12 protein-coding genes are annotated in these 12,924 nt (G+C 52.5%); all 12 read left to right on the forward strand.

The features are described 5' to 3' along the window. Nucleotides 1-95 precede the first annotated feature (95 nt). On the forward strand, nt 96-1,580 hold the full coding sequence (locus HCX89_RS10950) for an NAD(P)H-hydrate dehydratase (RefSeq protein WP_167716053.1): 1,485 nt from the start codon (nt 96-98) through the stop codon (nt 1,578-1,580). Nucleotides 1,581-1,618: 38 nt separating this feature from the next. After that, complete coding sequence (gene tsaE / locus HCX89_RS10955; RefSeq protein ID WP_028779694.1) at nt 1,619-2,101, forward strand: tRNA (adenosine(37)-N6)-threonylcarbamoyltransferase complex ATPase subunit type 1 TsaE; 483 nt, start codon at nt 1,619-1,621, stop codon at nt 2,099-2,101. Continuing rightward, complete coding sequence (locus HCX89_RS10960; RefSeq protein ID WP_028779695.1) at nt 2,088-3,413, forward strand: N-acetylmuramoyl-L-alanine amidase; 1,326 nt, start codon at nt 2,088-2,090, stop codon at nt 3,411-3,413. Before tsaE ends, HCX89_RS10960 begins: the two co-directional genes overlap by 14 nt. 7 nt (nt 3,414-3,420) lie before the next feature. Beyond that, a complete protein-coding gene (gene mutL / locus HCX89_RS10965) occupies nt 3,421-5,283 on the forward strand; it encodes a DNA mismatch repair endonuclease MutL (protein WP_167716055.1) in 1,863 nt (620 codons plus the stop codon). Beyond that, nucleotides 5,276-6,202, forward strand: coding sequence for a tRNA (adenosine(37)-N6)-dimethylallyltransferase MiaA (gene miaA, locus HCX89_RS10970; protein ID WP_093982077.1), 927 nt, complete (start codon nt 5,276-5,278; stop codon nt 6,200-6,202). Before mutL ends, miaA begins: the two co-directional genes overlap by 8 nt. Nucleotides 6,203-6,289: 87 nt before the next feature. After that, the gene (gene hfq, locus HCX89_RS10975) at nt 6,290-6,565 is read left to right on the forward strand and encodes an RNA chaperone Hfq (RefSeq protein WP_025011327.1); all 276 of its coding nucleotides are present in this window, start codon (nt 6,290-6,292) and stop codon (nt 6,563-6,565) included. 20 nt (nt 6,566-6,585) lie between these two features. Further along, nucleotides 6,586-7,893, forward strand: a complete 1,308-nt coding sequence (gene hflX, locus HCX89_RS10980) for a ribosome rescue GTPase HflX (protein ID WP_028779698.1) — start codon at nt 6,586-6,588, stop codon at nt 7,891-7,893. A 35-nt stretch (nt 7,894-7,928) separates the two neighbouring features. Next, the gene (hflK, locus tag HCX89_RS10985; protein WP_044733661.1) at nt 7,929-9,068 is read left to right on the forward strand and encodes an FtsH protease activity modulator HflK; all 1,140 of its coding nucleotides are present in this window, start codon (nt 7,929-7,931) and stop codon (nt 9,066-9,068) included. A 3-nt stretch (nt 9,069-9,071) separates the two neighbouring features. Continuing rightward, the gene (gene hflC / locus HCX89_RS10990; protein ID WP_025011325.1) at nt 9,072-9,995 is read left to right on the forward strand and encodes a protease modulator HflC; all 924 of its coding nucleotides are present in this window, start codon (nt 9,072-9,074) and stop codon (nt 9,993-9,995) included. Between the two features lie 378 nt (nt 9,996-10,373). Next, nucleotides 10,374-10,964, forward strand: a complete 591-nt coding sequence (gene petA, locus HCX89_RS10995; RefSeq protein ID WP_025011324.1) for a ubiquinol-cytochrome c reductase iron-sulfur subunit — start codon at nt 10,374-10,376, stop codon at nt 10,962-10,964. Continuing rightward, nucleotides 10,964-12,181 (forward strand): cytochrome bc complex cytochrome b subunit, encoded by a 1,218-nt coding sequence (locus HCX89_RS11000; protein ID WP_025011323.1) that lies wholly within the window; start codon nt 10,964-10,966, stop codon nt 12,179-12,181. Before petA ends, HCX89_RS11000 begins: the two co-directional genes overlap by 1 nt. Continuing rightward, the gene (locus HCX89_RS11005) at nt 12,178-12,873 is read left to right on the forward strand and encodes a cytochrome c1 (protein WP_025011322.1); all 696 of its coding nucleotides are present in this window, start codon (nt 12,178-12,180) and stop codon (nt 12,871-12,873) included. Before HCX89_RS11000 ends, HCX89_RS11005 begins: the two co-directional genes overlap by 4 nt. Nucleotides 12,874-12,924 lie beyond the last annotated feature (51 nt).

A 12,924-nucleotide genomic window follows, 5' to 3' on the forward strand; every position in this document is an offset into this window, starting at 1 on the left:
GCATCCTTTGCCACAGCATAAGTTTAGTGAACGAGTGGATTTTTTCGAGTTAACAAGTCATCAGTATCTGTCAGTCAGGAGATAGGAGAATCGATATGGCCCAGGATTTGTCAGATATGCCCCGTCAGCTGTATAGCGCCAAGGCCGTGCGCCAGGCCGAATTGGACTGGGTGGCTGCCGAACAGGGCAGCCTCTATGAGTTGGTCGAGCGGGCAGGGAAAGCTGCCTTTGAGTTATTGGCGGCCAAGCTGACTCAAGGCAGCCGGGTACTGGTCATTGCCGGGCAGGGAAACAACGGCGCCGATGCCTTGGTCTGTTTGCGCTGGTTATTGAACTCGGGTTTCAACGCCAGCCTGTTTATCTTTCCCGCCAGTCAGCCCAGCACTGAGTGGCAGCAAGCCTGGGATAAGTTGCAGCAATCCGCGCCGAAGGTGGCTCAGGTATCAGAGATAACCGCAGCCGAATATGATTGGATAGTGGACGGTCTGTTGGGTACCGGCCTCAAGGGCGATGTGCGGCCGGAAGCCGCCGTTATGATAGCCCGGATAAACGCCGCGCGGACCAAGGTGCTGAGTCTGGATTTGCCTTCCGGCATAGATGCTGATACCGGCGCAGCTCTAGGGGCGGCAGTCGAAGCCGAGCAGACACTCTGCTTTGCGGCCCTTAAGCAAGGGCTACTGACCGGCAGGGCCAGGCACTGCTGCGGCGAACTGCATTTTGTTGACTTGGGGTTGAGTGACTTCCTGCCACCATCGGATATGGTCAGAGTCGGCGCTGAGTACCTCAAGGGGCTTTTCGATGCCCGCCCCAGGGACAGCCACAAGGGCAAATCGGGCAAGGTCACCGTCATAGGCGGCGATTATGGCATGGGTGGGGCAGTCAGACTGGCGGGCGAAGCCTGTCTCAGGGCCGGCGCCGGTTTGGTCACTGTGGTGAGCCGGCCGGAGCATCAGCTCACGGTCAATGCCAACAGGCCGGAACTGATGTTCTGGGGCTGTGAATTGGTGGATATGGAAGTTTATCTGCGCCTTGGCTGGGCACAGGTACTGGTGTTGGGGCCAGGGCTTGGCCGCGCCGACTGGGGATATAATCTGTTCAAGGCGGTCAGTCTGAGCGATAAGCCCTGCGTGCTGGATGCCGATGCGCTCAATCTCTTGAGCCAGGAAAAACGCTCCCAGGACAATCGGGTTCTGACCCCTCATCCGGGGGAAGCCGCCAGGTTGCTGGCAACGGATACTGCTGATGTCGAAGCCGACAGGTTTGCAGCGGTTAGAAAGCTGCAGGCTCAATATGGTGGTGTGGTACTGCTCAAGGGCGCGGGTACTCTCATTTATGATGGTAAACAGCTGTTTGTTGCCCCTGTGGGGAATCCCGGGCTCGCCAGCGGTGGGTGCGGCGATGTGTTATCTGGTATAATCGGCGCGCTGATGGCTCAGGGGCTGGACAACACCCGCGCGACTGTGGCAGGCGTGATAGTTCACGGCGGCGCTGCCGACCTTGCTGCCCGTGATGGGGAGAGAGGCATGCTCGCCAGTGATCTTATGCCCTGGATCCGCCATCTGGTAAACACTGACTTGTAAGCTTAATGGGCCAATGTAAGGCGTGGATCCTCACTTAAATGACTATCGAACACAGCTTGACTCTGCAATTGGCAGATGAGACTCAAACTGTCGCCTTCGGGCGGCAATTGGCGGCCTTGATCAGTGCGCCGCTGACCATTTATCTGACCGGAGAACTTGGTGCCGGTAAAACAACTTTCAGTCGTGGCTTAATTCAAGCCTTGGGTCATCAAGGCGCGGTTAAGAGTCCGACCTATACACTCGTGGAACCTTATGAGCTTGAAGGAATCGAAGTATATCATTTCGACCTTTATCGACTCAGCGACCCTGAAGAACTGGAGTTTATGGGGATCCGGGATTACTTCAACGAGCGCAGCCTTTGCATTATTGAATGGCCGGAACAGGGAATGGGGTGCTTGCCCGCTGCCGATATACATCTGCATATCAAGTATGCTAATACTGGTCGCGAAGTCTCTCTGCAAGCCGGTTCCGACAAGGGTAAGGTGCTATTAAGAAAAATAACAAACAATGGTAAAGACTAATAACATCTTATTTAAACTGACTTTTTTTGTTATCTGTTGGGTAATGGCGGCGCCAACTTGGGCAGCCAATAAACTCGACGGTGTGCGTATTTGGGCGGCGCCCGAGTCTACCCGGGTGGTATTTGACTTAAGCCAGGCGCCTGATTACAGCTATTTCACGCTGAGCAACCCTGACAGACTTGTGGTGGATCTGAAAAAGAGCACCAATGGCGTCAAGCTGGAAAAAGTTGAAAACAACAGCCCCTTGGTCAAAAGGGTGCGTTTGAGCCAGCCGCCGGAGAAAGGCACCTTGCGGGTGGTCATAGATCTCAAGCGGGCCGCTAAGGCCAATCTGTTCTCCCTGCCGCCAACTGCCCCATACGGCAACCGTTTGGTGGTGGATCTCGATGACAAGAGCACTTCGGCCAAAGCCAGGGTAACCCCGACAGCCACTGAGGCGGTGCGGGATGTGATTATTGCCATTGATGCCGGTCATGGCGGTGATGACCCTGGCTCTATCGGGCCTTCCGGTTTGTACGAGAAAAAGGTATCACTGGCGATTGCCAAGCGAGTCGAGCAGAAAATCAACGCGACTCCCGGGCTTAAAGCCGTGATGATTCGCACCGGTGACTACTTTGTTAACCTGAACCGTCGCTCGGAACTGGCGCGACAGAGTAAGGCCGATCTGCTGATCTCAATCCACGCCGATGCCTTTACTTCACCTCAGCCCAGGGGCGCCTCTGTGTGGGTGCTCTCCATGCGCAGAGCCAATACCGAGATCGGCCGCTGGCTGGAGCAGAAAGAGAAACATTCAGAGCTGCTCGGCGGTGCCGGTGAGATTATTCAAAATACCGATAATGAACAGTATCTGGCGATGACCTTGCTGGATATGTCGATGGATAGATCCATGGCGATGAGTCACACAGTGGCCAGCGACATACTTTCTGGTTTGGGTAAGGTGACCAAACTGCACAAGCACAAGCCCGAGTCGGCGAGCCTGGCGGTACTCAAGTCGCCGGATATCCCGTCCATTCTGGTGGAGACTGGTTTTATCTCCAACCCTCAGGAAGAGAAGTTGCTCAGTAATGCCAACCATCAGGACAAGCTGGCCAAGGCGATTCATAAAGGCGTGCTCAAGTATTTTGAAGCCAATCCGCCAGCCGGTACCATGCTGGCCAAACAGGGCGTGATTAAACACAAGGTTGTCAGAGGTGAATCTCTGTCGGTAATCGCCAATCGTTATGAGGTGTCGGTGGCCGATATCAAGAAAGCCAATAACCTGAAATCGGATGTAGTGCGTATAGGTCAGCAACTGGTTATCCCCAGAGCCTGAGGAAGAAATGGCAATTCAGATATTACCCCCACAACTGGCCAACCAGATTGCGGCGGGCGAAGTGGTAGAGAGGCCGGCCTCCGTTGTGAAGGAGCTGGTGGAAAACAGCCTGGATGCCGGTGCAACCCGAGTCGATATCGAGATCGATAAGGGCGGTGCCAAGCTTATTCGAATTCAGGACAATGGCGGCGGTATCGCCAAGGAGGAACTGGCACTGGCGCTGTCCCGTCACGCCACTTCCAAGGTGCATACACTGGATGATCTCGAAGCCATTCTCAGCTTTGGCTTTCGAGGCGAGGCGCTGGCCAGTATCAGTTCGGTTTCCCGCCTGACCCTGACATCTCGCACGGCCGAACAATCCGAGGCCTGGCTTGCTTACGCCGAAGGCACGGATATGGGGGTTAAGATACTGCCTGCGGCCCATCCAGTGGGTACCAGTATTGAAGTGGTCGATCTCTTCTTCAATACCCCGGCGCGCAGACGTTTCCTCAAGAGTGACAAGACAGAATTCACCCATATCGATGAGTGGCTGAAAAGGATTGCGCTGGCCAGGCCGGAAATTCACCTGACTTTGAAACACAATGGCAAACAGGTGCGCAACTATCGTCCGGCAGAGAATGAAGCCCAATATCTGCAGCGTCTGGCTCAGGTTTGTGGTCGTCCGTTTGCCGAGCAGGCGTTGAAGGTGGAATGTCAGCATGACGACATGCGCCTCAGTGGCTACCTGCAGTCACCCTGGCAAGTTGAGCCTTGTGATACTCACTATTTTTATGTCAATGGCCGCCTGGTCAGAGACCGTTTGGTGAACCATGCGGTCAGGCAGGCCTTTGCCGGTTTGGCCGAGTTGGAACAACCCGGCTATGTGCTGATGCTGGAGCTGGATCCACACCAGGTAGATGTCAATGTGCACCCGGCCAAGCATGAGGTGCGTTTTCATCAGGCCAGATATGTGCACGATTATATTCTGCAGGCCTTGAGCTCTGCCCTGCAGCAAGCGCAGCAACTGCCGGTCGATGACGTTAATCCGCATTTAAGCCAAACAGATTATGCTGCGGCCATTGATGCGCGTTCAGACGCCGCTGGCACAAGCTTCACCCAAGGTGGGACGACAGATAGCAGCCGTGCCGAGCCGAGTTTTCGCGAGCCCGACTCAAGCGGCGGCAGCGCTGGATATCAAAGCCAATATAGCGACAGCGCCCCTTTAGGCGGTAAGGCATCGGGTTCATATTCTGGGGGCAATCCCCGTCAGGGAGCCGCTGCCCCGTCCAAGTCGGCCATCAGCAGTTATGGCGCCTTATTGTCGACGCCTGGCGTGGTCAATGAAGCAAGCCCAGAAGCTAAGATGACCGTCATGCCACCTCTGTTGGATGGCGAGCATTGGGTGTTGGTCGAAGATGAGCAAATTAAACTGCTCAAGGTGAAAGCTGCTGCCAAGCGATTGAGATATATTGAGATTATCGCTCGCCTCCCTACCGGGTTGACCGGTCAGCCCCTGTTGATGCCGGTTGCTGTGGATGCCGACCCTGAATGGCCGGTATTACTGGGTGAAAGGGCTACTCTGCTGAGGCAGCTAGGGCTGGATCTCAGTATTCGTCATTCGCAGTTGATAATCAAAAAAGTGCCCCCATATCTGAGGGACACGCAGCTGGCGAGTTTGATCCCTGAGCTGCTGCAATGGCTCAGATTTGAGCAGCCCCAGGAAGCGGCCTTGGCCAATTGGCTGGCGCAGAGCAGCTTAAGTAGCTTTGTTTCGGCACCATTGATATGGCAGGGGATCTCTGCATTGGACGAGCAAGCTCGACAAGAAATTTTACAGCTGGCCAAGGTATTGCCCTGGCAGCAATGGTTGGAAGAAGAAGGCAGTGAGTAAGGCGAAACAGCCAAGAGTGCTGACATTGATGGGGCCCACTGCCTCAGGAAAAACAGCGTTGGCGCTGGAACTCGCCGAACATCACAACTGCGAGATCATCTCGGTAGATTCGGCACTTATCTATCGGGAAATGGATATAGGCACGGCTAAGCCCAGCGCGGAAGAGCTGGCTCGCGGGCCGCACAGGCTGATAGATATCCGCGATCCCAGCGAAAGTTATTCAGCTGCCGATTTTCGCAGCGATTGTCTGCGGGAGATTGAGCAGATAATCAGCATGGGAAAAACCCCGCTTTTGGTGGGTGGTACCATGTTGTATTTTAAAGCATTATTGGAAGGCTTATCGCCACTTCCCAGTGCCGATGAGGCGATAAGAGCTCAGATACAGCAGGAAGCCGAGCAGCAAGGCTGGCAAATGCTGCATCAGGAGTTGGCGCGGATTGACCCGGTTTCGGCCGCACGCATTCATCCCAATGACCCACAGCGACTGGCTCGGGCACTGGAGGTATATCGTATCAGCGGTAAGAGTTTAACTGAGCTGACTCAATCCAAATCTCCTGAGCTTCCCTATGATGTGGTGCAGTTTGCCATTGCGCCACAGGAGCGCAAGACGCTGCATGGGCTGATTGAGACAAGATTTATGCAGATGCTGCAGGCCGGATTCACAGACGAAGTGGCCAAGCTGAAGCAAAGGGGCGATCTGCACCTGGATATGCCCTCTATGCGCTGTGTTGGATATCGTCAGTGTTGGCAATATCTGGAGGGTGAATTTGACCATGATACTATGGTCGAAAAAGCCGTCGCTGCTACTAGGCAATTGGCAAAGCGTCAATTAACATGGTTGCGAGGATGGCCAGAGTTGAATTGGCTGGAGAGCGGGGCGCAAGGGAATATAGTTCAGCTTATACGCCACTGCCGCTAGCTTAATAGCCCTTGCTGTATAATACTCAAACCGAACAAGAAAGCTTTTTGTTAGATTTTATATAAATTAAAAAAAGGAAATAAAAACATGGCTAAGGGGCAATCTTTACAAGACCCATTTCTGAACGCACTACGCCGTGAGCGCGTTCCTGTTTCCATCTACCTGGTCAACGGTATCAAGTTGCAGGGACAGGTGGAATCTTTTGACCAGTTCGTTATCTTGCTGAAAAACACGGTTAGCCAAATGGTATACAAGCATGCCATTTCGACTGTTGTGCCTTCTCGTCCATTCAATGTGAGCAATCACCAGGGTGGCGGCCAGCAGGGCTATAACTCGCAGCATGATGATAGCAGCGAACAGTAATAAGTTAAGGAGTTCACTTCTTGTTTGATCGCTATGAGGCGGGAGAAACTGCAGTACTTGTTCATATCGACTTTTCCGACGAAGACAGTCGGGAAGACCTTCTCGAATTGCAACTCTTGGTCGATTCGGCTGGAGCACGTTCGGTAGGGGTGATAACAGGAAGCCGCCGGGCACCTGACCGCAAGTTTTTCTTGGGGACGGGAAAGGCGGAAGAACTGGCAGCTTTGGTAGCTGCGACCGAGGCAAATGTGGTGATCTTCAACCACGCATTGAGTCCTGCACAGGAAAGAAATCTTGAAATCCTGTGTCAATGCCGGGTGTTGGACAGAACCACGCTTATCCTCGATATCTTTGCTCAGCGGGCCCGTACCCATGAGGGTAAGTTGCAGGTGGAGCTAGCGCAGTTGCGCCACATGTCGACTCGCCTGGTACGGGGCTGGACTCACCTTGAACGTCAAAAGGGCGGGATAGGTTTGCGCGGCCCCGGGGAAACCCAGCTGGAAACTGACCGGCGATTGCTGCGGGGGCGGATCAAGTCCATCAATCGTCGTTTGGAAAAAGTGGACAAACAGCGGGAACAAAGTCGCCGGGCCAGACAGCGAAGCGACTTGGCTACTGTGTCACTGGTCGGTTATACCAACGCCGGAAAGTCCACTCTATTCAACGCTTTGACAACATCGGAGGTCTATGCCGCCGATCAGTTGTTTGCGACCCTGGATCCGACGCTGCGTAAGCTGGAGTTGGACAACGGCGCCGTATTTTTAGCCGACACTGTGGGGTTTATTCGTCATTTGCCCCATGAGTTGGTGGCGGCGTTCAAGGCGACATTACAGGAAACCCGCCAGGCTGACCTCCTGCTGCACGTGGTGGACTGCGCCGACGACAATATGAATGACAACTTTGAGCAGGTGCAAGAAGTGCTCAAAGAGATTGAGGCCGATGAAATTCCGCAGCTTCTGGTCTGCAACAAGATAGATCTGCTGGAAGAGATAGGCCCAAAAATAGATTTCGACCCCGAAGGCCGGCCATACAGAGTATGGATTTCGGCCCAAAAAGGGTTGGGACTGGACCTTCTCAAGCAGGCGGTGGATCAACTGACCGCTGCCACTATAGTTGAGCTTAGCTTGAGAATACCGGCAATGGCCGGACATTATCTTGGCCAGTTTTATCGACTGGATGCGATACAGCAGAAAGAGTATGACGACCTGGGGAACTGTATCTTGTCTATTCGTTTACCACAGCCGGACTGGCATCGGCTGGTTAAACAGAGTCAAGGTGAGTTGGAAACCTTTATCCTCGAACCCGAGATTGATAAAGTAGTTTGTTAATAATCTCGTTTATTCATCCACTTATGGAGAGTTAAATGGCTTGGAACGAGCCCGGTAACAAGGGTAATGATCCTTGGGGAAACAAAGGTGGCAACGACAAGGGGCCACCGGATCTGGACGATGTATTTCGCAATCTGGCCAAACGCTTTGGCGGCAAGGGCAACGGTGGTTCAGGCTTCAGCATGGGAACACTGGCCATAGTTGCAGGTATTGCCCTGGCAGTATGGGGTTTTTCCGGTTTCTACACTATCAAGGAAGCGGAGCAGGGTGTCGTGCTGCGTTTCGGTGAACATGTCGGCGAAGTTGGTCCCGGCCTGCACTGGAAAGCCACTTTTGTCGATTCGGTTTTACCGGTAGATGTCTCAACGGTTCGCTCTATTCCTGCTTCCGGCAGCATGCTGACAGCCGATGAAAACATGGTCGTGGTTGAACTCGATGTGCAGTACAAGGTGAAAGATGCCTACCAGTATCTGTTCAGTGCCGTTGATGCCAACTCGAGCCTGCGTGAAGCTACCGACAGTGCGCTGCGTTATGTCATAGGTCATTCAAAAATGAATGACATTTTGACCACAGGGCGTGCCAAAGTTCGTGACGACACCCGCGCCGAGATTGAACGTATTATCGCGCCTTACAACCTGGGACTGCAGATTGAAGACGTTAACTTCCTGCCGGCCAGACCGCCTGAAGAGGTGAAAGACGCCTTCGATGACGCGATTTCAGCACAGGAAGATGAGCACACTTATATCCGTCAGGCCGAAGCTTATCAGCTGGAAATTGAGCCCAAGGCTCGTGGTCAGGTGGAGCGTATCAAGCAGGACGCCCGTGCATACAAAGAACGTGTTATCCAGGATGCCGAAGGTGCCGTGGCCAAGTTCAACAAGCTGCTGCCCGAGTATAAGCAGGCCCCTGAAGTGACTCGCGATCGCCTCTATATCGATGCGATGCAGCAGGTGTTCAGTGATACTAATAAGGTACTGATAGATGCCAAAAATAATGGCAATCTGATGTATCTGCCACTGGATAAGCTGATGTCTCAGGAAGGCAAGCCTAAACCCAAAACTGAACAGGAACCCGAGCAGCAAGTGGATGCCGTCAGTAGTCAAAGAAACACTAACAGCAGCAGTTTCAACGGACGCATGTCCCGCGAAGAGCGTATGCGTCAGGGAAGGGAGTAAACCATGAGCAGATTTGTACTCATTATTATTGCCCTGCTGGCGGTCGTTGGTGTGTCTTCGCTGATGGTCGTCAACGAAGGGGAGCGCGCTATTGTTTCCCGCTTTGGTGAAGTGTTGAAAGATAAGGTCGACGGTAAAATGGTGCCCCGAGTCTATGGCCCGGGTCTCAACGTTAAGATCCCGTTGATCGACAAAGTCCGCTATATGGATGCCCGTATCCAGACTCTGGATGGCGCCGCCGACCGCTTTGTGACCTCTGAGAAGAAAGACCTTATGGTCGACTCTTATGTCAAATGGCGGATCAAAGACTTTGAAAAGTACTATCTGGCTACAGATGGTGGCAACAAGTCCAAGGCCGAGTCACTGTTGCAGCGTAAGATTAACAGTGACCTGCGTACCGAGTTCGGTAAGCTGACCATTAAACAGATTGTTTCCGGTACCAGTGAAGGCAGCACAAGCTTGTCTGAGAGCAGCAGTCGTGATGACCTGATGCGTATCACCCTGGAAAATGCTGCCAAGAGTGCTGAAGGTCTGGGTATAGAAGTGGTCGATGTCAGGGTGAAGCAAATTAATCTGCCATCCAACGTTAGCCACAGTATCTTCCAGCGGATGCGTGCCGAGCGTCAGGCGGTAGCCAAGAAACACAGGGCAGAAGGTAAGGAAGCGGCTGAGAAAATCCGTGCACTGACCGATGCCGACGTGGTAGTGACTCTGGCCAATGCCCGTCGCGATGCAGAGAACATCCGCGGTGAAGGCGACGCCATTGCTGCCAAGATTTACGCCGATGCTTATACCAAGGATCCTGAATTCTTCAGTTTCCTGCGTAGCCTGGAGGCCTACAAGGCCAGCTTCGCCGGTAAGTCTGATGTCATGGTGTTGGAGCCGGACAGCGAATTCTTCAAATACATGAAGCAAAAAGGCAAGTAATTGCACTGCTTGAAAGACCCGGACTGGTTCCGGGTCTTTTTTTATCTTTTTCTCGGCTTGATGCGAAAGTCACAGAATTATTGGCATTAATGTGTAAAGCCAAAATATACTGTTAATAGTCAATTGGTTATGTTTTAGCTATGGTTAAATTACTCTCGAGATGCTCAGATTTTGCAGCCTAAATCTGCTGTTTTTTTAACCCTATCTGCTAAAAAACTGTAATCTCCCTAACCAACTTGTGTCTTTTGACTATGATCTGCTTCTAATTTTTCGCTATAATGAGCCCCGCCTCAAAATTCGACTTTTCCCTTTAGTGAGAACTAAGAGGCCTAAAGTCTTGAAAAACAAAAATTCCAACACCCTCTGGGAGATAAGTGGATGAGCAATGCGCCAGTCGATACCGGACGTCGCAGATTCCTGACAGCTGCAACCGCCGTAGTGGGCGGTGCTGGTGCCGTCGCTGTAGCGGTTCCCTTTATAAAGTCATGGAATCCGAGTGCCAAAGCGAAAGCTGCAGGTGCGCCGGTAGAAGTAAATATCAGTAAGCTAGAACCAGGTCAGCTGATCCGTGTGGAATGGCGTGGCAAACCCGTATGGATTGTCCGCCGTACAGAGGAAGTTCTTAACGAGCTCCCAACCCACGATGACAGACTGCGGGACCCGGCTTCTGACGAATTACAGCAGCCTGATTACGCCCAAAATGGCGTACGTTCGATTAAGCCTGAGTACTTTATTGCCGTAGGTATTTGTACTCACCTGGGTTGTTCACCTACTTACCTGCCAGACTCTTTCTCAGAGCAGGTTGAAGGTGTGACTTCAGGTTTCTTCTGTCCATGTCACGGTTCCAAGTTCGATATGGCTGGTCGCGTCTTCCAGGGCGTACCTGCTCCACTGAACCTGGTGATTCCTCCACATCAATACATTGATGATGGTAACGTGCTCATCGGCGTAGACCAGGGAGCTGCATAATGGTTAAGAATATAATTGACTGGATCGATGCGCGTATCCCTATGACGGCGACTTATAACCGCCATGTTGGTCAGTACGCCACCCCAAAGAATTTTAACTTCTGGTATTTCTTCGGCTCTCTGGCACTGTTGGTTCTGGTAAACCAGCTGTTGACCGGTATCTGGCTGACCATGAACTATGTGCCTACCGCCGAAGGCGCATTTGCCTCCATCGAATACATCATGCGTGATGTCGAGTACGGCTGGTTGCTGCGTTACATGCATTCCACCGGGGCCTCGGCTTTCTTTGTGGTGGTTTACCTGCATATGTTCCGTGGCCTGCTCTATGGTTCTTACCAGAAGCCTCGTGAACTGCTGTGGCTGTTCGGTATGTTGATCTTCCTGGTGCTGATGGCCGAAGCCTTTATGGGTTATCTGCTGCCATGGGGCCAGATGTCCTACTGGGGCGCTCAGGTAATTATCTCACTGTTCGGTGCTATTCCGGTTATCGGTGATGACTTGACCCTGTGGATCCGCGGTGACTATGTGATCTCAGGTGCAACCCTGAACCGCTTCTTCGCTCTGCACGTTATCGCGTTGCCTCTGGTACTTGTGGTACTGGTATTCCTGCACCTGATTGCGCTGCATGAAGTGGGTTCCAACAACCCGGATGGTATCGAAATCAAGAAGAACAAAGATGAAAATGGCTGGCCTGTCGATGGCATCCCATTCCATCCTTACTTCACCGTAAAAGATATCATGGGCGTTGCCGGCTTCCTGATTGTCTTCTGTTACGTGCTGTTCTTTATGCCTGAAGGCGGTGGTTACTTCCTCGAGAAGCCTAACTTCGAAGCTGCTAACCCAATGAAGACGCCTGAGCATATCGCGCCTGTATGGTACTTCACTCCGTTCTACGCCATCTTGCGGGCCGTACCGGACAAGCTGGGTGGTGTAGTTATGATGGGTCTGGCGATTGCCGTACTCTTTGTTCTGCCATGGCTGGATCGCTGTAAGGTCAAGTCGGTTCGCTACCGCAGCATGATTCACAAGCTGAACATTGCTCAGTTTGCTGTGTCCTTTATCGTCCTGGGTTACCTGGGTGCGGTGCCTGCGACACCAACGCTGACCATTGTTGCCCGAATCTTTACTTTCACTTACTTCGGTTTCTTCCTGCTGTTGTTCATCTACAGCAAGAGTGAAAAGACCAAGCCAGTACCAGAAAGGGTGACATTCAAATGAAAAAGTTATTGATTGCTTTGGTTGCCTTTGTGCCTGGTATGGTGTCTGCCGCCAGTGGTCACAATGTGCACCTGGAAGATGCCAATATTGATCTAACCGATAAAGAGTCGCTGCGTCGTGGTGTGGAGCTGTTTCAAAACAACTGCGCCGGTTGTCACAGCACTCAATATCAACGTTACCAACGTGTCGCCGAAGATCTGGATATCCCTGTTGATGAGATGCGCAAGCTGATCCACACAGATGCCAAGATCGGCGAGCTGATGGAAAACTCGATTGAAACCAAAGATGCGGCCAAGTGGTTCGGTGCCGCGCCACCGGACCTGACTCTGGTAGCCCGTGTCCGTGGTGAAGATTGGGTATATTCCTACCTCAAAGGGTTCTACAAAGACCCAAGTCGTCCTTTCGGCGTGAACAACACTGTGTTCCCGTCAGTCGGTATGCCGCATGTGCTGGAAGGCCTGCAAGGTATGCCGGTTAAGCAGGAAGATGGCAGCATCACCGTCAGCGGTGGCAGTCTGTCAGCGGAAGAGTACGATCAGGTTGTTCGCGACCTTACCGGTTTTCTGGTTTACTCGGCTGAGCCGGTTAAACTGGAGCGCGAAAACCTGGGTAAATGGGTACTCGGCTTCCTGTTTATATTCTTCGTGATTGCATACCTGCTCAAGAAAGAATATTGGAAGGATGTACACTAACCCTTAGAAAGGGGTAGAATATATTATCCGCATAATGTAAACGGGGGGCAT

It is taken from the genome of Shewanella sp. Iso12 (assembly GCF_012030025.1).
Taxonomy (GTDB): domain Bacteria; phylum Pseudomonadota; class Gammaproteobacteria; order Enterobacterales; family Shewanellaceae; genus Shewanella; species Shewanella algae.